The organism is Streptomyces sp. NPDC052064 (genome assembly GCF_055585925.1).
This window is the reverse complement of record NZ_JBVJJE010000001.1, coordinates 331,105-354,776: the sequence shown is the minus strand read 5'-3', so window position 1 is coordinate 354,776 and position 23,672 is coordinate 331,105. Positions and strand designations below refer to the sequence as shown.

The 23,672-nt window shown below is 71.8% G+C and carries 21 protein-coding genes and 1 pseudogene; 10 read left to right on the top strand and 12 right to left on the bottom strand.

The annotated features are described in order from the left end of the window. Positions 1–136 precede the first annotated feature (136 nt). Positions 137–1,291: a cystathionine gamma-synthase gene (locus tag ACZ6TU_RS01660; protein ID WP_469545888.1), complete on the top strand. Its 1,155-nt coding sequence runs from the start codon at positions 137–139 to the stop codon at positions 1,289–1,291. A gap of 16 nt (positions 1,292–1,307) precedes the next feature. On the opposite strand, the gene ACZ6TU_RS01655 is transcribed toward ACZ6TU_RS01660, so the two are convergent. The 3 genes from ACZ6TU_RS01655 to ACZ6TU_RS01645 all read right to left on the bottom strand — a co-directional run bounded on the left by ACZ6TU_RS01655 (position 1,308) and on the right by ACZ6TU_RS01645 (position 2,865). Further along, on the bottom strand, positions 1,308–1,559 hold the full coding sequence (locus ACZ6TU_RS01655; RefSeq protein WP_467671640.1) for a hypothetical protein: 252 nt from the start codon (positions 1,557–1,559) through the stop codon (positions 1,308–1,310). 55 nt (positions 1,560–1,614) lie between these two features. Next, complete coding sequence (locus ACZ6TU_RS01650; RefSeq protein WP_467671638.1) at positions 1,615–2,118, bottom strand: sigma factor-like helix-turn-helix DNA-binding protein; 504 nt, start codon at positions 2,116–2,118, stop codon at positions 1,615–1,617. A gap of 240 nt (positions 2,119–2,358) precedes the next feature. After that, complete coding sequence (locus tag ACZ6TU_RS01645; RefSeq protein WP_467672544.1) at positions 2,359–2,865, bottom strand: MarR family winged helix-turn-helix transcriptional regulator; 507 nt, start codon at positions 2,863–2,865, stop codon at positions 2,359–2,361. 163 nt (positions 2,866–3,028) lie between these two features. On the opposite strand from ACZ6TU_RS01645, the gene ilvA reads away from it, so the two are divergent. Then, a complete protein-coding gene (ilvA, locus tag ACZ6TU_RS01640; protein WP_469545883.1) occupies positions 3,029–4,258 on the top strand; it encodes a threonine ammonia-lyase in 1,230 nt (409 codons plus the stop codon). A gap of 124 nt (positions 4,259–4,382) precedes the next feature. Here the strand turns inward: ilvA and greA are convergent, their stop codons facing one another. Next, positions 4,383–4,880: a transcription elongation factor GreA gene (gene greA / locus ACZ6TU_RS01635; RefSeq protein ID WP_467671634.1), complete on the bottom strand. Its 498-nt coding sequence runs from the start codon at positions 4,878–4,880 to the stop codon at positions 4,383–4,385. A gap of 179 nt (positions 4,881–5,059) precedes the next feature. Further along, the gene (locus ACZ6TU_RS01630) at positions 5,060–5,458 is read right to left on the bottom strand and encodes a DUF4307 domain-containing protein (protein ID WP_467671632.1); all 399 of its coding nucleotides are present in this window, start codon (positions 5,456–5,458) and stop codon (positions 5,060–5,062) included. Between the two features lie 147 nt (positions 5,459–5,605). Here ACZ6TU_RS01630 and mca point away from each other — a divergent pair, with 147 nt between their 5' ends. Further along, positions 5,606–6,487 carry a mycothiol conjugate amidase Mca gene (mca, locus tag ACZ6TU_RS01625; RefSeq protein WP_467671630.1) on the top strand — a complete coding sequence of 294 codons (882 nt, stop codon included), beginning with the start codon at positions 5,606–5,608 and terminating at the stop codon, positions 6,485–6,487. Then, complete coding sequence (locus ACZ6TU_RS01620; RefSeq protein WP_467671628.1) at positions 6,480–6,746, top strand: hypothetical protein; 267 nt, start codon at positions 6,480–6,482, stop codon at positions 6,744–6,746. The genes mca and ACZ6TU_RS01620 overlap by 8 nt, the downstream gene beginning before the upstream one ends. Positions 6,747–7,258: 512 nt before the next feature. On the opposite strand, the gene ACZ6TU_RS01615 is transcribed toward ACZ6TU_RS01620, so the two are convergent. Then, complete coding sequence (locus ACZ6TU_RS01615) at positions 7,259–10,456, bottom strand: tetratricopeptide repeat protein (RefSeq protein ID WP_467671626.1); 3,198 nt, start codon at positions 10,454–10,456, stop codon at positions 7,259–7,261. 237 nt (positions 10,457–10,693) lie between these two features. On the opposite strand from ACZ6TU_RS01615, the gene ACZ6TU_RS01610 reads away from it, so the two are divergent. The 4 genes and pseudogenes from ACZ6TU_RS01610 to ACZ6TU_RS01595 form a co-directional block, all read left to right on the top strand. Further along, entirely contained in the window at positions 10,694–12,727 is a 2,034-nt protein-coding gene (locus ACZ6TU_RS01610; RefSeq protein ID WP_469545876.1) for a thioredoxin domain-containing protein, read from the top strand. Positions 12,728–12,763: 36 nt separating this feature from the next. Continuing rightward, on the top strand, positions 12,764–12,934 hold the full coding sequence (locus tag ACZ6TU_RS01605; protein WP_467672606.1) for a hypothetical protein: 171 nt from the start codon (positions 12,764–12,766) through the stop codon (positions 12,932–12,934). Further along, entirely contained in the window at positions 12,931–14,124 is a 1,194-nt protein-coding gene (locus ACZ6TU_RS01600; protein ID WP_469545872.1) for a glycosyltransferase, read from the top strand. Before ACZ6TU_RS01605 ends, ACZ6TU_RS01600 begins: the two co-directional genes overlap by 4 nt. Beyond that, positions 14,121–14,593 (top strand): annotated as a pseudogene (locus ACZ6TU_RS01595) (galactose oxidase); the annotation flags it as partial. The gene ACZ6TU_RS01600 and the pseudogene ACZ6TU_RS01595, both read left to right, overlap by 4 nt. 52 nt (positions 14,594–14,645) lie before the next feature. Here ACZ6TU_RS01595 and ACZ6TU_RS01590 read toward each other — a convergent pair. From ACZ6TU_RS01590 to trhA, 4 genes are all read right to left on the bottom strand, one after another. Next, complete coding sequence (locus ACZ6TU_RS01590) at positions 14,646–15,371, bottom strand: Mut7-C RNAse domain-containing protein (protein ID WP_467671620.1); 726 nt, start codon at positions 15,369–15,371, stop codon at positions 14,646–14,648. Between the two features lie 33 nt (positions 15,372–15,404). Next, complete coding sequence (locus ACZ6TU_RS01585) at positions 15,405–16,031, bottom strand: TetR/AcrR family transcriptional regulator (protein ID WP_467671618.1); 627 nt, start codon at positions 16,029–16,031, stop codon at positions 15,405–15,407. A 5-nt stretch (positions 16,032–16,036) separates the two neighbouring features. Further along, positions 16,037–17,599, bottom strand: a complete 1,563-nt coding sequence (locus ACZ6TU_RS01580) for a DHA2 family efflux MFS transporter permease subunit (RefSeq protein ID WP_469545868.1) — start codon at positions 17,597–17,599, stop codon at positions 16,037–16,039. Positions 17,600–17,705: 106 nt separating this feature from the next. Continuing rightward, positions 17,706–18,419, bottom strand: coding sequence for a PAQR family membrane homeostasis protein TrhA (gene trhA, locus ACZ6TU_RS01575; RefSeq protein ID WP_467671614.1), 714 nt, complete (start codon positions 18,417–18,419; stop codon positions 17,706–17,708). 327 nt (positions 18,420–18,746) lie between these two features. Between trhA and ACZ6TU_RS01570 the strand changes: the two genes are divergently transcribed. After that, positions 18,747–20,576, top strand: a complete 1,830-nt coding sequence (locus ACZ6TU_RS01570; RefSeq protein ID WP_467671612.1) for a phosphoenolpyruvate carboxykinase (GTP) — start codon at positions 18,747–18,749, stop codon at positions 20,574–20,576. A gap of 467 nt (positions 20,577–21,043) precedes the next feature. On the opposite strand, the gene ACZ6TU_RS01565 is transcribed toward ACZ6TU_RS01570, so the two are convergent. Both ACZ6TU_RS01565 and ACZ6TU_RS01560 read right to left on the bottom strand, forming a co-directional pair. Next, positions 21,044–21,466: an SCO4983 family protein gene (locus tag ACZ6TU_RS01565; RefSeq protein ID WP_467671610.1), complete on the bottom strand. Its 423-nt coding sequence runs from the start codon at positions 21,464–21,466 to the stop codon at positions 21,044–21,046. 144 nt (positions 21,467–21,610) lie between these two features. Further along, the gene (locus ACZ6TU_RS01560; RefSeq protein ID WP_388062683.1) at positions 21,611–22,822 is read right to left on the bottom strand and encodes a pyridoxal phosphate-dependent aminotransferase; all 1,212 of its coding nucleotides are present in this window, start codon (positions 22,820–22,822) and stop codon (positions 21,611–21,613) included. 126 nt (positions 22,823–22,948) lie between these two features. Here ACZ6TU_RS01560 and ACZ6TU_RS01555 point away from each other — a divergent pair, with 126 nt between their 5' ends. After that, positions 22,949–23,668, top strand: coding sequence for a hypothetical protein (locus ACZ6TU_RS01555; protein ID WP_469545861.1), 720 nt, complete (start codon positions 22,949–22,951; stop codon positions 23,666–23,668). Positions 23,669–23,672 lie beyond the last annotated feature (4 nt).

The following is a 23,672-nucleotide window of genomic DNA, read 5'->3' as shown; positions in this document are numbered from 1 at the left end:
GGTCCACGAACCTGTGGAAAACCCGGCCGGGCCGCCCCCCGCGCCGTGCCCACCGCCCTGTGGGAAACCCCGCTCCGGGGCCCGCGTCTCCTCGTCCCCCGGCACTCATCGCGTCGGCGCACTACCCTCGGTGCCCATGAGCGACAGGCACATCAGTCAGCACTTCGAGACGCTCGCGATCCACGCGGGCAACACCGCCGACCCCCTGACGGGCGCGGTCGTCCCGCCGATCTACCAGGTGTCGACCTACAAGCAGGACGGCGTCGGCGGCCTGCGCGGCGGCTACGAGTACAGCCGCAGCGCCAACCCGACCAGGACCGCGCTGGAGGAGAACCTCGCCGCCCTGGAAGGCGGTCGCCGCGGTCTCGCGTTCGCGTCCGGGCTGGCGGCCGAGGACTGCCTGCTGCGTACGCTGCTCAGCCCCGGCGACCACATGGTCATCCCCAACGACGCCTACGGCGGCACGTTCCGCCTGTTCGCCAAGGTCGCCGCGCGCTGGGGCGTGGAGTGGTCGGTCGCCGACACGAGCGACCCGGCCGCCGTACGGGCCGCCGTCACCCCGAAGACCAAGGCCGTGTGGGTGGAGACCCCTTCCAACCCGCTCCTCGGCATCACGGACATCGCCGCCGTCGCTCAGGTCGCCCGGGACGCGGGCGCCCGCCTCGTCGTCGACAACACCTTCGCCACGCCCTACCTCCAGCAGCCGCTCTCGCTCGGCGCGGACGTCGTCGTGCACTCGCTGACCAAGTACATGGGCGGCCACTCGGACGTCGTCGGCGGCGCGCTGGTCACGGGCGACCCGGACCTGGGCGAGGAACTGGCCTTCCACCAGAACGCGATGGGCGCGGTCGCCGGGCCCTTCGACTCCTGGCTGGTGCTGCGCGGCACCAAGACGCTCGCGGTGCGCATGGACCGGCACAGTGAGAACGCCGCCAAGGTCGTCGACATGCTCACCCGGCACGCGCGCGTGACCAGCGTCCTGTACCCGGGCCTGCCGGAGCACCCCGGTCACGAGGTCGCCGCCAAGCAGATGAAGTCGTTCGGCGGCATGGTCTCCTTCCGCGTGGCGGGCGGCGAGGAGGCGGCCGTCGAGATCTGCAACCGCGCCAAGGTGTTCACGCTGGGCGAGTCCCTGGGCGGCGTCGAGTCGCTGATCGAGCACCCCGGCCGGATGACACACGCCTCCGCGGCCGGCTCGCTCCTCGAGGTGCCCGGCGATCTGGTGCGGCTGTCCGTCGGCATCGAGAACGCCGACGATCTGCTGGAAGACCTTCAGCAGGCACTCGGCTAGGACGCCCCCGGCGGGGTCACCAGCTGGTGAGAGGTGGAGTCGTGTCCGACGGCGGCTCCACCCACGGGCGGGCCGTCAGCGCCCACGCCGTGAACGCCACGGCCGCCGCGAACAACAGCAGCCACAGCAGGCGCCGCGCGACCGTCCTGCGTCGCAGCATCCGGCCGCCCCGGCGCACCGCCTCCACGTGGATCTCGGGCGGCACGGACCGCGACGGCGCCTGCTCGAGCAGCCGCCGCACGGCCGCCTCACGGTCGTTCCCGCTCATGTCCGCCTCCGTTCACCGGGAGGGCGCCCGCCGGGGTGGCTCTCACGCAGAGGGCTCATGACGGCACCGCCTTCGCGGCCGTCACTGCCGGAGCCGGGCTCCGCGCGCGGTGCAGCAGGGTCGTCGTCGCCCGGTGGCAGATGGCCCGTACGCGCTCCGTGGACAGGCCGAGCAGGGCCGCCGTCTGCTCCTCGGCGACGCCTTCGTAGAGCCTGAGCACGAGGATCAGCCGCTCCTGCGGGGTGAGCGGGGCCAGGGGACTCACCGGGTGCGGTCGGGCGCGGCCGGGACCGCCGTAGTGGTGCCACGCGCCGCGCGCGAAGCGGGCGGCCACATACTGCCGTGTGCGGTCGTACGGATCCTCGCCGCGCAGCCGGTCCCAGCACGCGTACGTGTGCGCCAGCGACAGGGTCAGCAGGCGTCGCGCGCGGGGGTTGTCGTCCGGGGCCTCCGCGGTGAGCAGGGTCGCGGTGTGCAGCAGCCGCCCGGCCGCGCCCGCGACGAACGCCTCGAACTCCCGGGCTCGCCGGGTTGCCTGGGACGCATGCCGTTGTCGCACCGCGCCTCCCGCCCGACGGCGACCCTGAGGATGCGGGTCCGGCCGGGTACGGGCGCGACGGCCGTGTACAACGGGGACCCGGTCTCATATCAGGCCAGGTGCGGCCCTCAGGTCAAGAGCCGCGCACCGGGTCGGGACGGCGGACGACCCGGCCGGCGCGGGCGGCCGCCTGGCCAAGAGCCCCGCCCGGGCCACACGTGCGTTGCACCCCCGTCTGCCACAAGCCGCATCGGGCGGTTCTCATGACGGCGACTGCGCCTCCGGCCCCGGTACCCCCGACACTGCCATCCGGGCGGACAGCGCGCTGTTGAAGCGCGTGAGGAGCGAGCAGAACGCCTCGCGCTCCTCGGGCTGCCAGTCCTCGGTCAGCTCGGCCATCAACTGCCGCCGGGACGAGCGCACTTCCTCCAGCCGCGCCTGCCCGCGGGGGGACAGCTGGAGTACCACCGCCCGCCCGTCCTCGGGGTGCGACGTGCGCTTGACCAGGCCGGTGTCCACGAGCGGAGCCACCTGCCGGGTGACCGTCGAGGAGTCGATCCCCATGCTCGCGGCGAGCGCCTTGACGCCCATCGGGCCTTCCTTGTCGAGACGGTTGAGCAGCAGGTACGCGGCGCGGTCCATGGAGTTGCGCACCTGCCCGACCCCGCCGAGCCGGGTCTGTTCGGCACGGCGGGCGAACACCGCCACCTCGTGCTGGAGGGTTTCGAGAAGACCGGTGTCACCGACGGTCGTCATGTCCATCGACATTTCAGGTGTTGTGGGCATGGCCGGGGGCTCACTTCGTGGAGGGCTGGCTGATTGGGGGACAGGGTACGCGGCCGGGGCGCGGGCCGTACCGGCGCTGCGCAAAGCGGGTCTCGGAGGTTGGTCACAACGACCGTTCCCGTCCGTGAACTGCGATGCTGGAGTCATGAGCTACAGCACGGCTGACTCCTTGCGCCCCGTCACCCTCGACGACGTGCGCGGCGCCCAGAAGATGCTCTCGGGCGTGGCGCGGGTGACCGCGATGGAGGGCAGCAGGCACCTGTCCCAGCTGGTCGGCGCGCCGGTGCACCTCAAGTGCGAGAACCTCCAGCGGACCGGTTCGTTCAAGCTGCGCGGTGCCTACGTCCGGATCGCGGGTCTGCTGCCCGAGGAACGCGCCGCCGGTGTCGTCGCCGCGAGCGCCGGCAACCACGCGCAGGGCGTCGCCCTGGCGTCCGCGCTGCTCGGCGTGCGCTCCACGGTGTTCATGCCGAAGGGCGCCCCGCTGCCCAAGGTCAGCGCCACCCGGGACTACGGGGCCGAGGTGCGGCTGCACGGCCACGTGGTCGACGAGACGCTGGCCGCCGCGCAGGAGTACGCGGCCGAGACGGGCGCGGTGTTCATCCACCCCTTCGACCACCCCGACATCATCGCGGGCCAGGGAACGGTCGGCCTGGAGATCCTGGAGCAGTGCCCGGAGGCGCGCACGATCGTCGTCGGCATCGGCGGGGGCGGGCTGGCCGCCGGGATCGCGGTGTCGGTGAAGGCCCTGCGGCCGGATCTGAAGATCGTCGGCGTCCAGGCGGAGGGCGCGGCGGCCTATCCGCCCTCGCTGGCGGCGGGCCGTCCCGTCACGGTCGAGAATCCGGCGACGATGGCCGACGGCATCAAGGTCGGGCGGCCCGGCGACGTGCCGTTCGGAATCGTCGGCGAGCTGGTCGACGAGGTGCGCACGGTCAGCGAGGACGAGCTGTCCGCCGCGCTGCTGCTGTGCCTGGAGCGGGCCAAGCTGGTCGTGGAGCCGGCCGGGGCGAGCCCGGTCGCGGCGCTGCTGAGCCGGCCCGGCTCCTTCGAGGGGCCGGTCGTCGCGGTGCTGTCCGGCGGCAACGTCGACCCGGTGCTGATGCAGCGGGTGCTGCGGCACGGCATGGCCGCGCAGGGCCGCTACCTGGCCGTCCGGCTGCGGCTCACGGACCGGCCCGGAGCGCTGGCCACGCTTCTGGGCGTGTTGTCAGTGGTCGACGCCAACGTCCTCGATGTGAGCCACGTACGAACCGACCCACGGCTCGGGCTCACGGAGGCGGAGGTCGAGCTGCACCTGGAGACGAAGGGCCCGGCACACTGTGCCGAGGTGGGCCAGGCGCTGCGCGAGGCGGGTTACACGGTCATGGGCTGACCGCCTTTGCTCCCCGGATCGGCGCACTGATCGGCATGTCCGTCCGTACCGGTCCGCGACGGCATGACGATGCCCCCGGCACCGCGAGGAGCCGGGGGCAGGTCAGGACGTGAGCCGGGGAGGTTCAGCCCTCGTACGGCTCGGCCTTGAGGATCTTCACCGAAGCCTTCTTGCCGTTCGGCAGCTCGTACTCCGCGTCCTCGCCGACCTTGTGGCCGATCACGCCGGTACCCAGCGGGGACTGCGGGGAGTACGTCTCGATGTCGGCGCTCGCGTACTCGCGCGAGGCGAGCAGGAACGTCAGCGTGTCGTCCTCGTCACCGTCGAACGCGATCGTGACGACCATGCCGGGCGCCACGGCGCCGTCCGCCGCGGGCGCCTCGCCGACCTTGGCGCTCTCGAGGAGCTGGGTGAGCTGGCGCACACGGAGTTCCTGCTTGCCCTGCTCCTCCTTGGCTGCGTGGTACCCGCCGTTCTCACGCAGGTCGCCCTCCTCGCGCGCGGCAGCGATCTTCGCGGAGATCTCCGCCCGCGCGGGACCAGTAAGGTACTCAAGCTCAGCCTTGAGCTTGTTGTACGCCTCCTGGGTCAGCCAGGTGACGTTCTCGCTGGTCTGGGTCACAGGTGCTCCTCGTAGGTACTGGGAATACAAAGCATCGCCCTACCCAGAAGCATGTTCCTTCACGGATGGGCGAAACCACGAGCCTAACAATTCAGGAGCGGAAGGGGGAGGACATAAGCCACCAGTTTCACGTCAGCGCAGGTCAGGCGCTACGTATTGCAGGTGACCCCGGCGGGGTCTCAGCCGGTGTGGCAGCCCAGCAGCTCGGCCGTCGTCCCCGGGGAGGTCGTACGGAGCGTGACGACCTTGTCGATGCGGGTGGCGTCCCCGTCGAAGCGGAAATCGGCCCGGCCGACCTCGGCACCGTTCTCCGCCTGCGAGCGCACGGTGCAGTAGCCCTCGGCACCGGCGTCCTTGCGGACCTCCAGGTGCACCTGCACGGACTCCTTGCCGGGCTCGAAGCTGATCACCTCGGCGCTGATCTCGCTCTGTGCGACGTAGTGGTAGCCGAACCAGCCAACGAGCCCCAGCAGCGCCACCGCGAGGACGGCGCCGACGACCTTGAGGGTGCGGTCGGCGCGCTCGTCCGAGGAACGGCCGTAACGCCCCTCGGGCAGTCGCGTGCTCGCCGTACTCATGATCGTCCTCCAGGCGGGGCCGGGACGAACGTCCCGTGAGGGGCCCGGGACCCGGGTCCCGGAATTATTCGCTTCCCGATTCGGTCACTATAGAAGCCGCTGATTGCGCCGACGCACACAGGGCGCCGACTTACTGAGGAATGAGTCTTGACTGACCAGTTGCGACTGATGGCCGTTCACGCCCACCCCGACGACGAGTCGAGCAAGGGCGCGGCGACCATGGCCAAGTACGTGTCCGAGGGGGTGGACGTGCTGGTCGTGACCTGCACGGGCGGGGAACGCGGCTCCATCCTCAATCCGAAGCTCCAGGGGGACAAGTACGTCGAGGAGCACATCCACGAGGTACGCAAGAAGGAGATGGACGAGGCCCGGGAGATCCTGGGCGTCAAGCAGGAGTGGCTCGGTTTCGTCGACTCGGGCCTGCCCGAGGGCGACCCGCTGCCGCCGCTGCCGGAGGGCTGCTTCGCTCTGCAGGACGTCGACCACGCGGCCGGTGAGCTGGTGCGGAAGATCCGCGCCTTCCGTCCCCAGGTGATCACCACCTACGACGAGAACGGCGGCTATCCGCACCCCGACCACATCATGACCCACAAGATCTCGATGGTGGCGTTCGAGGGGGCGGCGGACACCGAGAAGTACCCGGAGGCCGAGTACGGCCCCGCGTACCAGCCGCGGAAGCTCTACTACAACCAGGGCTTCAACCGCCCCCGCACCGAGGCGCTGCACCAGGCGATGCTCGACCGGGGCATGGAGTCGCCCTACGGGGACTGGCTCAAGCGCTGGGAAGAGTTCGGGATGAAGCAGCGCACGCTCACCACGCACGTCCCCTGCGCCGACTTCTACGAGATCCGCGACAAGGCGCTGATCGCGCACGCCACGCAGATCGACCCGGACGGCGGCTGGTTCAAGGTGCCGATGGAGATCCAGAAGGAGGTCTGGCCGACGGAGGAGTACGAGCTGGCGAAGTCCCTCGTCGATACCTCCCTCCCCGAGGACGACCTCTTCGCGGGCGTCCGCGACAATGCCTGACATGAGCGCAAGCGCAAGCCTGGCAATGACGCACCTCGTCTCCTTCGCCAAGGAGGTCGACGAGGACAAGGTCACCCCCGGCGTCCTCGGCTTCATCGTCTTCGCGGCGATGGCCCTGGCGGTGTGGGCCCTGATGAAGTCGATGAGCCGGCACATGAACAGGGTCGACTTCACCCAGGTCCCGGACCCCAAGGCCGAGCAGGCGGAGCCGGAGCCCGCGGACGCGGAGACCTCCGGCCAGGGCAAGCAGCAGAGCTGACGCCCCCTCCCGGGGCGACCGTCCCCGGGGGCACCCGTCGGTGGCCGTACGCCGCCGACGGGTACGTCGCGTGCGGCGAAGGCGCAGCCTCCCGCTGTTCGGCTCGTCGGACAGCGGAGGTCGGCGCAACCTGACCGACGCAGGCCGGGGCGTCCAGCCCGCGGCTATGACGGCTTGGATCAGGCCCGGGAATCTGCGGTCCAAGTCCTCCTGGCGGAGGCGCATGTAGAGCCCGTTCCCGACGTCACGCTGGTACACCAGGCCCGCTTCGCGCAGCACTCGCCAGTGACGGGTGCGACTGGACTTGCCCACCGGGAGGTCGAAGGAAGCGCACAGCCGCTCCTCGTCCGGCCGTTCGGCCAGTTCGGCCACGCCGGTGGGGGAGTCATGTCTGCACCTGCATCGCGTCGCCGAGTCCTGTCGCGTATCCGCCTGGCACTGCGCAAGCTCCTGCTCAGCGAGCACCGGCCTTTCATGACCCTCTGACCAGGTGGGTCCACCCACCTGCACCTCTACGTCTTCGACTCCACCGCCACTCCCATCACCTCCCGCGCATGCCGGTTCGGCACCATGCCCAGGCGCCAGGCCTGCCAGCCCGCCTCCAGGGTCACGCCGCGTTCCAGCAGCAAGGCGTACGCGTCCAGGTAGTCGTCCAGCTTCTGGTCGCGCAGCGGATGGCTCGCGCGGGACAGCTGGGCCAGTTCCTCCTCGGCCACGGCCGTGCCGACCTCCATGCCGCCGGGGGCCGCGTACGGCAGGAGCGTGCAGCGCAGGAAGCGGGCCCAGTCCTCGCCCCGGCGGTCGCCGTACGAGGTGAAGAGGGCCGCCGCCTCGTCGCACAGCGCCAGGGCCTGCTGGGTGCGGGCGTTGCCCGCGTCCACGACGGCCAGTTCCAAACAGGTCCACGCCTCGCCGTGGGCGACGCCGATGCGCTGGAAGTCGGCGCGGGCGTCCACCAGGAGCTGGCGGGCGAAGCCCGAGTTGCGCAGCGAGCCCGTCTGGGCCGCGCGCTGGTCGCGCGTGACACGCGCCGAGTGGTGGCGGGCGCAGGCCAGGCCGTAGACGTCCCGCATCCGGGAGAACATCGTGCGGGAGCGTTCCAGTTCGCGGACCGCCTGGTCCAGGTTGCCCGTCTCCTCCAGGGCCTGGCCGAGGTAGTACAGCGTCCACGCCTCGCCGCGGGCGTCCTCGTTCTCGCGGTGCCGGGCGGCGGCCCCGCGCAGTTCCTCCACGGCCGGGGACGCATCACCGGCGACCAGCAGGGCGCGGGCCAGCTGGGTCAGGGCCCAGGCCTCGCCACGGGCGTCGCGGGTGCGGCCGTACAGCTCCAGGGCCGCGCGCAGCTCGGATTCGGCGCGTGGGACGTCGCCCATGCGCAGGCCGAGCTGGCCGAGCTGGAAGTGGGCCCACGCCTGGCCGTGCACGGACTCGCCGGCGCGGTGCAACACCAGCGACTCGGTCAACAGGTCCAGCGCCTCGGCCACCCGGGCGCGGTCCCGCTCCACCGCCGCCAGGGCGTGCATCGTCCACGCCCGGTCCGTCGCCAGCTCGGGGGAGGACTGGAGGGCCAGGGCCTCGCGGAGCTTCGCCGACGCCTCCGTCAGGTTGCCCTGGTGGTGCAGGGTGATGCCGAGGGAGCACAGGGCCCGGGCGGCGCCCGCGTCGTGATGGGCCTCCCGGTAGAGGTCGACGACCGAGGCGAGGGTCGTACGCGCCTTGTCCAGTTCGCCCAGCTGCCGCGCCGCGATGCCGGTGCGCCACTGCACCGAGCGGACCAGCAGGCCCTCGTCCACCGCCTGGGCCAGCTCGCTGATCTCGCCCAGGCGGTAGAGGTCGCCGCGCAGCAGGCAGTAGTCGCACAGGGCGCCCAGGAGGTTCAGGACCGCCGCCTGGTTCACGCCCTCGGCGTGCCGCAGCGCCGCGGTGATGAAGCTCGACTCGTCGTCCAGCCAGCGCAGCGCCTCGTCGAGGGAGGGGAAGCCGTACGGGCTGAAGCGGTTCGTGCGGGTCGACATGTTGCCGTCGACCATGCGCAGCACCGAGTCGGCCAGTTCGGCGTAGTTCACGATCAGCCGTTCCTGTGCCGCCGTGCGCTCGGCCGGTTCCTCCTCGTCGAGGAGCCGGGCCTGGGCGAAGGCGCGGACCAGGTCGTGCAGCCGGTAGCGGTCGCCCCGGACGTGGTCGATCAGGCCCGCGCGGGTCAGGGCCTGGAGATGGCGCTTCGCCTCCGCCTCGTCGGTGGCCAGCAGCGCGGCGGCCGCGGCGGCGCCCAGCGAGGCCCGGCCGGCCAGGGCCAGCCGGCGCAGCAGCCGACGTGCGGGCTCCGGCTGGTCGGTGTAGCGCAGCCACAGGGCGCGTTCGACCGGATCGACCGGGCCGTACGCGCCGAGGTCCGTGGCCAGCGCGCGCGGCGAGCGCGGACCGAGGCACGAGCCGGCGATGCGCAGCGCCAGCGGCAGCCCGCCGCACAGCTCCCGGACCCGGTCGGCGGACTCGGCGTCGTACGGACCGGAACGGTCCTGTGCCGCCGCGCCCAGCAACTCCTCCGCACCCGCCGCGTCCAGCGGCGTCACGGGCAGCTGGTGCACCCGCGCGGGCAGCTCCGCCGGCTCCAGGGGTTTCCGCGCGGTCACCAGCACCAGGCTGTCGGACCGCTCCGGGACGAGGGCGCGGATCTGCTCGGCGTCCGAGGCGTCGTCCAGGACGACCGTGACCGGGAGGCCGGTGAGATGCTGGTGGTACAGCTCGCTCAGCCGTTTGACCTGCTGGTCGGGGGAGGAGCGCTCGCGGAACAGCAGTTGCTCGCGGGGCGCGCCGAGCCGGTTGAGCAGATGCAGCAGGGCGTCGCGGGTGGACAGCGGGGACTCGCCCGGGCCCTCGGCGCGCAGGTCGACGACGCAGGCGCCGCGGAAGTAGTCCTTCAGATCGTGCGTGGCGTGCACCGCGAGGGTCGTACGGCCGCTGCCGGGTGCGCCGTGCAGGACGACGACCGTCGGCTGGGTCTCCGTGCTCGCGCGGGCCGCCTGCACCCACTGCCGGATCTGCGCCAGCTCGGGCCGCCGCCCCGCGAACGGCTCCGCCGGTTCCGGGAGCTGGGCGAAGGACTGCTCCAGCACGTTGCGCCCGCGCGCCGCCGCGCTCTTGTCGGCGCCCCGCAGCCGCGGCCCCGTCTTCTTCGGTCCCGTGGAGGCGGCGAGCACCCGCTGCTGGTCCAGGAACGGCCGGATGCCCCGCACCTCCAGTGCCGTCAGCCACTGGAGCCGCAGTTGTTCGGGCCCGCCCGGCTGGCTCACGGCCCCGGCCCGGTGGTGTGCGGCCGGCAGATGCGAGCCGACGACCTTCACGACGGTCGCCGCGGCGCCCACGACACCCACGGTCACGCCCGCGCCCAGCGCCGTCCCGGTACTCGTGCCGAGGGCCATGTCGGCGACGACGGCCGCGACCGCCGCGACCCCGGCCACCAGCAGCGGTGTCCCGGCGCCCTCCCGGGCGTAGCGCTGCCCGAAGGTGAGCTGTCCGGCCGCCGCCTCGTCCAGGGCGCGTGTGTAGGCCTCGTACTCCTCGGCCGCGCTCTGCGCCATCGCGTCGAGCGCCCCGCGCGCCCGCGCGAGCAGCACGTTCCCGTCGGTGCGCCCGCCCGTCCGGCGTACCTCCTCCTCCACGGCCCGTGCCAACAGCCGCTCGGCCTCCGCCCGATGACTGTCCCGCATGTCACGTCCCCCTCCGGCGGCAACGGCGTTCTCTCAGTCGTTGCGGTCGTTCCCTCGGTCGTTTCCTTGGTCAAGTGTGCTGCCGACGGCGCATCGGGGCGAGGGGGCGTGACCGGCCCGATTGTGTGAAGACACGGGCCCGTTGGCGCACGGCGCGTCCGGCGGGCGTGCGCCGGGAGTGGCGCCCGCGAGGCGCCTGACGCGTGCCGGGCCGGGTACTGCGGCAGGATGGACACCATGCCGAACCGACTGGCGCACGAGACGTCCCCCTACCTCCTTCAGCACGCCGACAACCCCGTCGACTGGTGGCCCTGGTCGGCGGACGCCTTCGAGGAGGCCCGCAAGCGGAACGTGCCCGTGCTGCTCAGCGTCGGCTACAGCAGTTGTCACTGGTGTCACGTGATGGCCCACGAGTCCTTCGAGGACCAGCAGACCGCCGAGTACCTCAACGCGCACTACGTGAGCGTGAAGGTCGACCGCGAGGAGCGCCCGGACGTCGACGCCGTCTACATGGAGGCCGTGCAGGCCGCGACCGGCCACGGCGGCTGGCCCATGACCGTCTTCCTCACCCCGGACGCCGAGCCGTTCTACTTCGGCACGTACTTCCCGCCCGCCCCGCGCCAGGGCATGCCGTCCTTCCGGCAGGTGCTCCAGGGCGTCCACCAGGCGTGGGAGGACCGGCGGGACGAGGTCACCGAGGTCGCCGGAAAGATCGTCCGGGACCTGGCCGGGCGGGAGATCTCCTACGGGGACGCCCAGACCCCCGGCGAGCAGGAACTCGCGCAGGCGCTGCTCGCGCTCACCCGTGAGTACGACCCGCAGCGCGGCGGATTCGGCGGGGCGCCGAAGTTCCCGCCGTCCATGGTGCTGGAGTTCCTGCTGCGCCACCATGCCCGCACCGGTGCCGAGGGCGCCCTCCAGATGGCGCAGGACACCTGCGAGCGCATGGCCCGCGGCGGCATCTACGACCAGCTCGGCGGCGGCTTCGCCCGCTACTCGGTCGACCGCGACTGGATCGTGCCGCACTTCGAGAAGATGCTGTACGACAACGCCCTGCTGTGCCGGGTCTACGCCCACCTCTGGCGCGCCACCGGCTCCGAGCTCGCCCGCCGGGTCGCCCTGGAGACCGCCGAGTTCATGGTGCGCGAGCTGCGCACCGCCGAGGGCGGCTTCGCCTCCGCGCTGGATGCCGACAGCGACGACGGAACGGGCAAGCACGTCGAGGGCGCGTACTACGTGTGGACGCCGGAGCAGCTGCGCGAGGTCCTCGGCGAGCAGGATGCCGAACTCGCCGCGCAGTACTTCGGCGTCACCGAGGAGGGCACCTTCGAGCACGGCCAGTCCGTCCTCCAACTGCCGCAGCAGGAAAGCCTGTTCGATGCCGGGAAGATCGCCTCCATCCGGGAGCGGCTGCTGGCGAAGAGGGCCGAGCGTCCCGCCCCCGGCCGGGACGACAAGGTCGTCGCCGCCTGGAACGGCCTCGTGATCGCCGCGCTCGCCGAGACCGGCGCCTACTTCGACCGGCCCGACCTCGTCGAGGCCGCCCTCGCAGCCGCCGACCTCCTCGTCCGGCTGCACCTCGACGAGCAGGCCCGGCTCACCCGCACCAGCAAGGACGGCCACGCCGGCGCCAACGCGGGCGTGCTGGAGGACTACGCCGACGTGGCGGAGGGCTTCCTCACGCTGGCGTCCGTCACCGGGGAGGGCGTCTGGCTGGAGTTCGCCGGGTTCCTCCTCGACCACGTCCTGGTCCGCTTCACCGACGAGGAGTCGGGCGCCCTGTTCGACACCGCCGCCGACGCCGAGCGGCTGATCCGCCGCCCGCAGGACCCCACCGACAACGCCGCCCCGTCCGGCTGGACCGCGGCGGCGGGCGCCCTGCTCAGTTATGCCGCGCACACCGGGTCCGGGCCCCACCGCACCGCCGCGGAGCGGGCCCTCGGCGTCGTCAAGGCGCTCGGACCGCGCGTGCCCCGCTTCATCGGCTGGGGGCTCGCCGCCGCCGAGGCCGCGCTGGACGGGCCGCGCGAGGTCGCGATCGTGGGACCGTCCCTCGACCACGAGGGCACGAGGACCCTGCACCGCACGGCACTGCTGGGCACCGCACCCGGAGCCGTGGTCGCTGTCGGAGCCCCGGAGAGCGACGAGTTTCCGCTGCTCGCGGACCGTCCGCTGGTCGGCGGTGAACCGGCCGCGTACGTCTGCCGTAACTTCACATGCGACGCCCCGACGACCGAAGCCGAGAGGTTGCGTGCGGCGTTGAGCGACTGAGGTCGGGCATCAACGGAAACACGCTCTTTCGTCACGGTGGGGGACCTCGACTACGTCGTCGCCTCGCCGACCGTGCGGCGTGACGCGGCCGACCTGCCCAACGTCAAGGCCGCCATGGAGCACTCGGCCCAGGTCGCCACCTTCGGCACCGGTCCGGACCGCATCGAGATCCGCCAGATCCAGATCACCGCCGGAGGCGCGCGATGAGCCAGGAGTCCACCGTCCCCGGTGAGGTCGTCGAGACCGCCGAGATCCCCGAACCGGGCGCCGTCACCATCGTCGTACCGACGTTCAACGAGTCGGCGAACGTACGGCAGTTACTGCACCAGATCACCGAGGCCGTGCCGGCCCGGCTGCCCTGCGAGGTCGTCTTCGTCGACGACTCCACCGACGACACGCCCGAGGTCATCCAGAAGGCGGCGCAGGACTGCCCCTTCCCGGTGACCGTCCTGCACCGGGAGGAACCGGTGGGCGGGCTCGGCGGCGCGGTCGTCGAGGGCATGAAGGCGGCGACCTCCGACTGGATCGTCGTCATGGACGGCGACTGCCAGCACCCGCCGTCCCTCGTGCCCGACCTGGTCGCCACGGGCGAGCGGGCGAACGCCGGGCTCGTCGTCGCCTCCCGGTACATCAAGGGCGGCAGCCGGGCCGGGCTCGCGGGCAGCTACCGCGTCGCCGTCTCGCGCGGGGCGACCTGGCTGACCAAGGCGCTGTTCCCGCGCCGGCTGCACCGCATCAGCGACCCGATGAGCGGCTTCTTCGCGATCCGCCGCAGCGCGGTCACGGCCGAGGTGCTCCAGCCGCTCGGCTACAAGATCCTCCTCGAACTCGCCGTCCGCAGCCGCCCGCGCCGGGTCACCGAGGTGCCCTTCGTCTTCCAGGACCGGTTCGCCGGGGAGTCCAAGTCGACCGCGCGGGAGGGCTTTCGCTTCCTGCGCCACCTGGCCGGGCTGCGCGCCGCCTCGCCGGTCGCGCGCATGGTCGGCTTCGGCCTGATCGGGCTCACCGGCTTCGTACCGAACCTGCTGGGCCTGTGGGCGCTGACCGCCGTCGGCATGCACTACGTACCGGCGGAGATCCTCGCCAACCAGCTCGGCGTCGCCTGGAACTTCCTGCTCATCGAGCACCTGCTGTTCCGTGAGCGGCGCCGGCACCGCCGCTGGTGGGACCGGGCCGGACGGTTCGCGCTGCTCGCCAACGCCGATCTTGTCCTGCGGATCCCGCTGATCGCGCTGTTCGTGCACCAGTTCCACCTGGGTGTGCTGTCCGCCACCGCGCTCGCGCTGGTGACGACGTTCGTCCTGCGCTTCGCGGCCACCGAAGCGCTGGTCTATCTGCCGCGCCGGGGCCCTGAGAAGCCCGTGCGCGAGAGCCGCACCGCCAGGAGAGCCGGGTGAGCGAGTACCGGAGAGGGACCGCACTCGCCGGCGTGGGCGCGCTCACGGCCGGCCTCCTGCTGACCGCGCCCCGGCCCGCCTCCGCGGCCGACCTCATCGGGAACCCGGGCTTCGAGACCGCCGGCACCGGCGACATGTCGAGGGCGACCGCGAGGCCCTGATCACCGAGTCCGCCGAATGCGCCCCGGTGGTGACGCCGGGCAGGCGGTACGACCTCGGCCCCTGGTACAGGACGACCACGCCCGACGCGGCGATCACGCTGTTCCGGCACGACGCGACGGCCGGCAGTACCGGACCGACCTCAGGACGCTGGACCTGGCGGGCCGGCTGGACCGAGGCCACCGTCCGCACACCCGAGGTCCCGGCCGGCACCGACCGCATCTCCTGGGGCGTCTCCGTCTACGGCACCGGCTCGGCCACGACCGACGACCACACGATGGAGCAGGTCGCCGGCCGACCCGTTGAGCCTGGGCCGGAACGAGGACGGGATCGCCTGCGGCAACGGGGGATATGAGGAGGAGTCAGCTTCCGAACTCGGCGAGGGCACGTTCCACGATGGCCTCCAACTGCTCGTGGTGCGCGCCCTTCCAGTACGCCCGGCCGCACGCGGTGCACTGCGCGAACACGTCGTACGTCGCGTGCGTGCCGTGTTTGAGCTGGTCCGCCACCTCGTCCTTGCTCGCCTTGCGCAGCAACCCGTTGCAGGCCGTGCACCGGGTCCAGGGCCGCAGTTCGGGCTGGAAGCGGTCCAGGACGTCCCGAAGCTGCTCCTCCGGCCGGGTGCTGTAGACGAACGCCCCCGCCCACAACTCGCGGCGCCGCAGCAACCCCCGGTCGCGGCTCAGCATGACCCGCTGCTCGGCCGCCGAACGGGCGGCGAGCGCCGGGTCGCCGATGTCGGTCGACTCGTAGGCCGTGTCCACGCCGAGAAGGCGGAGCCGGCGGGCCAGTGTGCCGAGGTGTACGTCGAGGAGGAACCGCAGGGGAGCGCCCGGCACCCGCTGGGGGCGGGCGACGGTCCGTACGGTCACCGACTCGCCGGCTGCCGGGACGTGCGAGACGGGCACCTCGCGGCCGTCCACGACCAGGGCGCCCACCTCCGTCAGCGGTACGCCCAGCGACTCGACGACATGGCCCAGGCTGGAGGCGCCGTCGGTGGCCGCCCGCACGGTGCCCGACCGTCGGGTCTGGGGGACGAACACGTGGAGCTCGGGGGCGAACTCGACGTGGATCTCGGGACCGTTCACCCGGTCAGGATGCCACGGCGGCGGGCGCCGGCCTCAGGGTTTTCCGGTCGCCAGGCCGTGTTCCAGGACGTCCAGGGCACGGTCGACGAGCTCCCGGATGTCCTCCCGGTGGCCGGTCTCGGCCCAGTAGTGGGAGACCTCCATCAGCCCGCCCATCACGGACATGGCGAAGACCCGCAGCTCCAGGCTGTCGGGGTCGAGCCCGGAGCGCTCGGCGAGTGCCTCGCGGAGCAGCCGGCCGGTCGCCGCCATGCTCTCCATCATGCGGGCACGGACGGCGGGGACCTCGACCCCGAGCCGGGTCCGCATCCGGGTCACCTCGGGTTCCTCGGCGAGGCTCAGGTCGAGGGCCGTGCGCATCACGTGCCGCAGGACGTCGGCCCACGACTCGTCCTCCGGCCGGGCCCGCAGCTCTTCCAGCATGACCGGGTCCCACTCGTCCGTGATCACGATGTCCTCCTTGGTCGGGAAGTACCGGAAGACGGTCGACGGCGACACCTCGGCCCGGTCGGCGATCTGCTCGATCGTCGTGGCGTCGTAACCCTGCTCCTCGATCAGCGAGTAGGTCGCGGCGCGGATCGCCTGGCGGGTCTTGATCTTCTTCCGCTCCCGGAGTCCCAGTCGGGGCCGGTCGGCGGGGGTGGTGCGTGCTGCCGTCATGAAGGTCATTGTCGGGCATCGGCATCGGCATCGGCATCGGGCTCGGCCATGGCCGGGGAGCCGTCCCCGCCGTCCGGGGCGATCCGGGTGCCGGGCAGGAACGCCCCGGAGAGCAGTGCGGCGACCAGGGCCGCGACGCCGCACACCAGCAGGACGACGCCCATGCCGTGGACGTACGCGCGGTTCGCGGAGGCGGCCAGGTCGGCCATGCCGGTGCGCTCGGCGACGAGGTGCGCGGCGACCACGGACTCCCCGGCGGTGTCGGCGGCCCCGGCGGGCAGCCCGGTGACGTCGAGCCGGTCCCGGTAGGCGCCCGCGAGCAGGCTGCCGAGCAGGGCGATGCCGATCGCACTGCCGACCTGGCGCAGGGTCATGAGGAGCCCCGAGCCGCTGCCGGCCCGGTCTGAGGGCAGCGCCGCCAGAGCCCCGTCCATCGCCGGGACCACCGCGAAGCCGAAGCCCATGCCGGTGACGGTCAGCCACAGCGCGGTGAAGCCGTAGCCGGAGTCGGCCGTCGTACGGCTGCCGAGGAACGCGGCGAAGGCCAGGACCACCAGGCCACAGCTGACCACCGCCCGGGGACCGAACCGGGCGACGACCGACTGGGCACCGCGCGCGGCGACCATCAGCCCGCCCATCATCGGCAGCAGCCGCAGGCCGGTGCCGAGGGCGTCGTGGCCGAGGACGGCCTGGAGGTAGGGCGGCAGCAGGAACAGCAGGCCCGCCAGGACGAAGGTGACCAGGGTCGCGGTGAGCCCGTTCACGAGGAAGCCGCGGTGGCCGAGCAGCTCCATGTCGATCATGGGCCGCGCCGCCCGGCGCTCGCGCCGCACGAGCCCGGCCAGCAGCACCACGGCTCCGGTGAGGAACCCGGCCACCACCGGGTCGCCCCAGCCGCGCGTGGGTGCCTCGATGACGGCGAAGACGAGCGCGCCGAGACCGGCCGCGATGAGCGCCGTCGCGACGGTGTCGACCCTGGGAGAAGCCGGGTCGCGGGTCTCGGGGAGCAGGAAGAGGCAGGCCGTGATGCCGATGGCGACCATCGGGACGTTGATCAGGAAGATCGAGCCCCACCAGAAGTGGTCGAGCAGCCAGCCGCCGAGGATCGGGCCGAGCGGCATGCCGAGCGCGGAGGCGGCCGACATGACGCCGATGGCCTTGCTGCGCTCGCCGGGCCCGAACAACGAGGGCAGCACGGACAGGGCGAGCGGCATGACCAGCGCGCCTCCGATGCCCATCACGGCACGGGCGGCGACGACCCAGGTCACGTCCGGGGCCAGGGCGCCCATGACCGAGCCGGCGAGGAAGATCCCCAGCCCGGTGACCAGCATCCGCCGCCGTCCGAACCGGTCGCCGAGCAGCCCGGCCGGGAGCATCAGCGCGGCGAAGACGACAACGTAGGCGTCCGCCATCCACTGTTGCTCGCCGGTGCTCGCGCCGAGCTCCTGAGCCATGGTGGGCAGCGCGATGTTGAGGATCGTCAGGTCGAAGCCGAGCGTGAGCATGCTCGCGACCAGGGCTCCGAGAGCCCACCAGCGACGCGCGTCGGGCGTGATGACAGTAGCCATGAAATGAGAGTAACTGTCAAAAGGTAGGCACTGTCAATCGTTCGCGATTCTCGGGCACGCAAAAAGGCCACGGCTGCGAGCCGTGGCCTTGGAGGGGGCGAGAGGGTCACCCGTGCTGGTACGCCACCAGCGAGATCCCCACGTAGTGCGCGATGAAGGCCGCCAGGGTGAAGGAGTGGAACACCTCGTGGAAGCCGAACCAGCGCGGTGACGGGTTGGGCCGCTTGATCCCGTAGATCACGCCGCCCGCGCTGTAGAGCACGCCGCCGACGATGACCAGGACGAGTACGGCGATGCCGCCGGTCCGCATGAAGTCCGGCAGGTAGAAGACGGCCGCCCAGCCCATCGCGATGTAGCACGGCGTGTAGAGCCAGCGCGGGGCGCCGACCCAGAAGACGCGGAAGACGATGCCGGCCGCAGCCGCGGCCCAGACGCCCCACAGCAGCCACTGACCCTTGGCGCCCGGCAGGAGCAGCATGGTCAGCGGCGTGTAGGTGCCCGCGATGATCAGGAAAATGTTGGCGTGATCCAGGCGGCGCAGGACGCCGTCCATGCGCGGACTCCAGTCGCCCCGGTGGTACAGCGCGCTCACGCCGAACAGCAGGCACGCCGTCAAGGCGAAGATCCCGCAGGCGATGCGCCCTCTGGTCGAGTCGGCGAGGGCGGTCAGTGCCAGGCCCGCGACGAGAACGGCCGGGAACATACCGAGGTGCAGCCAGCCGCGCAGCTTGGGCTTCACCGGGTGCGGCAGGGAGAGCGCCGTCGGACCACGGCCGTCGGCCGGCGTGTCCGTAGGCGCGTCGGGGGCGAACGCAGTCATGGCCGAATGGTAGCTACGGAACCGTAAGTGACCCATCGGTCCGGTCGATCGGCCGATGAAGAGTGGCCATCCTCTCATCGTGGCCGAACGATGGTTACGCAAACGGAGGGTCAGGTGAACCCAACGTGCATGCAAAGAGGTCAGAAGAAACCGTGGCGATCCTCACGTTGCTCACCTGTGCGCTCCTCTGGACAGATGGGCGCACGCGTCGGATGATCAAATGAGTGCGGTCGGCACCGGATGAGCGCCAAGTTTCACCGTGAAGCATCCGGGTCGCAGCCCCCACGGGGCCTCCACATCAAAAAAATCCCTCATTTAGGAGCAATCGTGGCGCGCGATATCGCGGCTCCCACCGTCCCCACCACCCATCAGGGGCTGATCTCGTGGGTCAACGAGATCGCAGAGCTGACCCAGCCGGACAACGTGGTCTGGTGTGACGGATCCGAGGCCGAGTACGAGCGACTGTGCGAGGAGCTCGTCCAGAAGGGCACCTTCCGGAAACTCGACCCGATCAAGCGCCCCCACTCCTACTACGCGGCCTCCGACCCCACCGACGTCGCCCGCGTGGAGGACCGGACGTTCATCTGCTCCGAGAAGGAGGAGGACGCGGGCCCGACCAACCACTGGAAGGCCCCCGCCGAGATGCGGGAGATCTTCCAGGGCTCCGGGGGCCAGGGCGGCCTGTTCCGCGGCTCGATGCGCGGCCGGACCATGTACGTCGTGCCCTTCTGCATGGGCCCGCTCGGCTCGCCGCTGTCCGCGCTCGGTGTCGAGATCACCGACTCGGCGTACGTCGCCGTCTCCATGCGCACGATGACCCGCATGGGCCAGGCCGTCCTTGACGAGCTCGGCGACGAGGGCTTCTTCGTCAAGGCCGTGCACACCCTGGGGGCCCCGCTGGAGCCCGGCCAGCAGGACGTCCCCTGGCCCTGCAACAAGACCAAGTACATCTCGCACTTCCCCGAGGACCGCGAGATCTGGTCCTACGGCTCCGGCTACGGCGGCAACGCCCTGCTCGGCAAGAAGTGCTACGCCCTGCGCATCGCCTCCGTGATGGCGCGTGACGAGGGCTGGCTGGCCGAGCACATGCTGGTCCTGAAGCTCACCCCGCCGCGCGGTGAGTCCAAGTACGTGGCGGCGGCCTTCCCGAGCGCCTGCGGCAAGACCAACCTCGCCATGCTGGAGCCGACCATCCCCGGCTGGACGGTCGAGACCATCGGCGACGACATCGCCTGGATGCGCTTCGGCGAGGACGGCCGGCTGTACGCCATCAACCCGGAGGCCGGTTTCTTCGGTGTCGCGCCCGGCACCGGCGAGCACACCAACGCCAACGCGATGAAGACGCTGTGGGGCAATGCGGTCTTCACCAACGTCGCGCTGACGGACGACGGCGACGTCTGGTGGGAGGGCATGACCGAGGAGCCGCCCGCCCACCTCACCGACTGGAAGGGCAACGACTGGACGCCCGAGTCGGGGACGCCGGCCGCGCACCCGAACGCCCGCTTCACCGTCCCCGCAGCCCAGTGCCCGATCATCGCGCCGGAGTGGGAGGACCCGAAGGGCGTGCCGATCTCGGCGATCCTCTTCGGCGGCCGCCGTGCCACCGCCGTACCGCTGGTGACGGAGTCCTTCGACTGGAACCACGGCGTGTTCCTCGGCGCCAACGTGGCCTCCGAGAAGACCGCCGCCGCCGAGGGCAAGGTCGGCGAGCTGCGCCGGGACCCCTTCGCCATGCTGCCGTTCTGCGGCTACAACATGGGCGACTACATGGGCCACTGGGTCGACGTGGCCAAGGGCAAGGACCAGTCGAAGCTGCCGAAGATCTACTACGTCAACTGGTTCCGCAAGAACGACGAGGGCAAGTTCGTCTGGCCCGGCTTCGGTGAGAACTCCCGTGTCCTGAAGTGGATCGTCGGGCGCCTGGAGGGCACGGCGGAGGGCGTCGAGACGCCGATCGGCATCCTGCCGACCAAGGGCGCCCTCGACACCGACGGCCTCGAACTGGCCGACTCCGACCTGGACTTCCTGCTCACCGTCGACAAGGAGGTCTGGCGCGAGGAGGCCTCCCTGGTCCCCGAGCACCTCAACACCTTCGGCGACCACACGCCCAAGGAGCTGTGGGACGAGTACCGCGCGCTGGTGCAGCGCCTGGGCTGAGACAGCCCTCCACCGACGCCGCGGCCGGCTCCGATCGTGCCCTGACCAGCAACATCGTCACGGCCGGCCGCGGTGACAGCATCACCTTCGCGCTTTGGCGAGTGGGAGTGAGTGCCGCGTCCTTGCCCTGTGTGGTGCCGCGTGCCCGGTTCCTCAAGGGAACGAGGGTTCTTGTGCCGAACGGGTGACGGCGTGTGTCAGCCGGCCGGGCGACGACCCGCAGGAGGGGGCGAGGGCGTCGGCGGCCGTGTACGTCAGGCGCTGAGTGCTCCGACCGCGCCCGGGAAGGCCGGGGCGGAACCCGCGAGTTCGCGGGGCTGCCCGGGTCGTTCCCGTGTGACTCCCAGGAGTGGCGGACCCGGGAGCGGGTACCCGAGGGCCCTCACGAAGGGGTCAGTGGCGCCCGGTCCGCGCGTCGCTGCGGGTGCGCGCGGACCGGGGCCGTCGGGGGGAGCCCCCGAGGGGGCTCAGCGGGACGCGAGTTCGCGCGGCTCCAGAGCCGCCGTGTGGGCGTCCATCCGCTCGGCGGCCAGGATGGCGGCCGCCGTGTCCGCGCGGGAGGCGGCGACCACCAGCGCGCGGCCCGCCAGGGCGTGCGCCCGCCGGTGCAGGGCTGCCGCGCCGCGCTCGCGGCGGGTGCCGCTCATCGGTGCACGCACCGGCGTCCGCCCTCCCCGCAGCCGGCTCACCTGCCCCGCGAGTCGCTCCGCCGCGGTGTCCAGGTCGGCCGAGGCCTCCGTCGCGCGCAGCTCGTCCGTGACGGCGAGCAGAGCGGCGAGATGGCCCGCGAGCTGGATGTCCAGCTCTTCCTCGCGGGAGCGGTGGGGGAAATCGGGGTCGGGGCCGTCCACCGTGCTGTGGACCGACTTGGTGCGGATCGGTTCGTACATGGGAGGGCCTCCTGAGTGCTTACAGGAAGCCATCCTAGCTTAGATTTCGTCTAAAGTTGAGTTGTTCGCAAAACCGGACTGGCTGCACACGTACGGTGAGCGAGGTTCCGATCGGCCCGGCTGCGGGTCAGGCCCGGCCGTAGGTCAGGCCTGGCTGTAGCCGTCCAGGAAGTGCCCGATCCGGCCCACCGCGTCCCGCAGGTCCCCGACCGTCGGCAGGGTCACCACCCGGAAGTGGTCCGGCTCAGGCCAGTTGAAGCCGGTGCCCTGGACGACCATGATCTTCTCGCGCCGGAGCAGGTCCAGGACCATCCGCCGGTCGTCCTTGATCTTGAAGACCTTGGGGTCGAGGCGCGGGAAGAGATACAGCGCCCCCTTCGGCTTCACGCAGGTCACGCCCGGGATCTGGGTCAGCAGCTCATATGCGACGTCCCGCTGCTCGCGCAGCCGGCCGCCCGGCAGTACCAGGTCGTTGATCGTCTGGCGTCCGCTGAGTGCCGCGACGACGCCGTGCTGTCCCGGCATGTTCGCGCACAGCCGCATGTTCGCCAGGATCGTCAGGCCCTCGATGTAGGAGTCGGCGTGCGCGCGGGGCCCGGAGATCGACATCCAGCCGACCCGGTAGCCGGCCACCCGGTACGCCTTCGACATGCCGTTGAAGGTGAGGGTCAGCAGGTCGGGGGCGACGGCGGCGGTCGGGGTGTGCGTGGCACCGTCGTAGAGGATCTTGTCGTAGATCTCGTCCGAGCAGACCAGCAGGTTGTGGCGGCGGGCGATGTCGGTGAGTCCCTTGATCATCGCCTCGTCGTAGACGGCCCCGGTCGGGTTGTTGGGGTTGATGATCACGATCGCCTTGGTGCGGTCGGTGACCTTGCGCTCGACGTCGGCCAGGTCCGGCATCCAGTCGGACTGCTCGTCGCACCGGTAGTGCACGGCGGTGCCGCCGGACAGGGAGACGGCGGCGGTCCACAGGGGATAGTCCGGGGCGGGCACGAGCACCTCGTCCCCGTCGTCCAGCAGGCCCTGCATCGCCATCACGATCAGCTCGGAGACGCCGTTGCCGATGAAGACGTGCTCGACGTCCGTCTCGATGCCGAGGGTCTGGTTGTGCATCACGACCGCGCGGCGCGCGGCCAGCAGTCCCTTGGCGTCTCCGTACCCGTGCGCCGAGGACACGTTCCGGAGGACGTCCTCCAGGATCTCGGGCGGGCACTCGAAGCCGAACGCGGCCGGATTGCCGGTGTTCAGCTTGAGGATGCGGTGACCGGCGGCTTCCAGCCGCATCGCCTCCTCGAGCACCGGGCCCCGGATCTCGTAACAGACGTTGGCGAGCTTGGTCGACTGGATCACCTGCATGTCTGGGAGCTTACGGCCCGGTATTGCGTCACGGGTCGTGTTTTCCGCCACGTGAGACGCGTCGATTTGGGCGGATATCGCCGCACGCTGTCCCACCAGCACCATTGATACCTAGAATTCGCCGTCATGTTCAGGCCATCCGAGTACGCCGACGGAGCGACGAGCGGCGAGCCCCAGGGCCCGCCGAACGTGTACTTGCCGCAGGCCGACCCGCCCCCGGCGTACGACACGTACGCCGATCCGGCGGCGGCGCACGGATGGCAGGACGTGTTCGACCCCGCGGGCGCCCGGGGCCGGGGCGCCCAGGACCCAGCGCGCGGCATGGGCGACACGCGTGAGCTGCCGCCGGTGCCGGTGCCGGTGCATGGCCGGTCCGGCGCCGGCCGTCACTCCCGGCGGGGACGGGGGTCGTGGCGTGCCCGCCGCGTGGCGGTCGCCGCCGGAGCCGTGGGCGCCGTGTCGGCGGCCGCGCTGATCGCCGGTCTCGGCTTCTCGGACGGGCCCTCCGGCGGAGCAGGCGAGGGTGGCGGCGGCCGGTCGGGACCGATGGCGGGGGAGTCGCCGACGGCGCCCTCCACCGGCACCGGTCGGACAGCGACCCCCGGGACCACCCTCGTCGGCCGGCCGGCGAACAGTGACGGGCTGTCCGGCGCCGCGTCCGCGAGTCCGTCCACGGGGATGAGCCCCCACCCGTCCGAGTCCGGGGCGGACGCCCCGAGCCCCTCGGCCGGCACCCCCACGGCCGGCACTCCGACGACCTCCGCTCCCGCCGCCACCGCCTCGGCCCCGGGCCGATCCGAGCGAAAGCCCGGACACGGCCCCGGCGGTACCAAGGGCCCCAAGTAGTCCG

Coding starts and splice junctions, on each gene's coding strand:
- ACZ6TU_RS01555 (WP_469545861.1), top strand. CDS start 22,949: ATGTTCAGGCCATCCGAGTACGCCGACGGAGCGACGAGCGGCGAGCCC.
- ACZ6TU_RS01585 (WP_467671618.1), bottom strand. CDS start 16,031: ATGACGGCAGCACGCACCACCCCCGCCGACCGGCCCCGACTGGGACTC.
- ACZ6TU_RS01660 (WP_469545888.1), top strand. CDS start 137: ATGAGCGACAGGCACATCAGTCAGCACTTCGAGACGCTCGCGATCCAC.
- ACZ6TU_RS01630 (WP_467671632.1), bottom strand. CDS start 5,458: ATGAGTACGGCGAGCACGCGACTGCCCGAGGGGCGTTACGGCCGTTCC.
- ilvA (WP_469545883.1), top strand. CDS start 3,029: ATGAGCTACAGCACGGCTGACTCCTTGCGCCCCGTCACCCTCGACGAC.
- ACZ6TU_RS01645 (WP_467672544.1), bottom strand. CDS start 2,865: ATGTCGATGGACATGACGACCGTCGGTGACACCGGTCTTCTCGAAACC.
- ACZ6TU_RS01610 (WP_469545876.1), top strand. CDS start 10,694: ATGCCGAACCGACTGGCGCACGAGACGTCCCCCTACCTCCTTCAGCAC.
- trhA (WP_467671614.1), bottom strand. CDS start 18,419: ATGACTGCGTTCGCCCCCGACGCGCCTACGGACACGCCGGCCGACGGC.
- ACZ6TU_RS01655 (WP_467671640.1), bottom strand. CDS start 1,559: ATGAGCGGGAACGACCGTGAGGCGGCCGTGCGGCGGCTGCTCGAGCAG.
- ACZ6TU_RS01600 (WP_469545872.1), top strand. CDS start 12,931: ATGAGCCAGGAGTCCACCGTCCCCGGTGAGGTCGTCGAGACCGCCGAG.
- ACZ6TU_RS01620 (WP_467671628.1), top strand. CDS start 6,480: ATGCCTGACATGAGCGCAAGCGCAAGCCTGGCAATGACGCACCTCGTC.
- ACZ6TU_RS01560 (WP_388062683.1), bottom strand. CDS start 22,822: ATGCAGGTGATCCAGTCGACCAAGCTCGCCAACGTCTGTTACGAGATC.
- ACZ6TU_RS01565 (WP_467671610.1), bottom strand. CDS start 21,466: ATGTACGAACCGATCCGCACCAAGTCGGTCCACAGCACGGTGGACGGC.
- ACZ6TU_RS01580 (WP_469545868.1), bottom strand. CDS start 17,599: ATGGCTACTGTCATCACGCCCGACGCGCGTCGCTGGTGGGCTCTCGGA.
- ACZ6TU_RS01615 (WP_467671626.1), bottom strand. CDS start 10,456: ATGCGGGACAGTCATCGGGCGGAGGCCGAGCGGCTGTTGGCACGGGCC.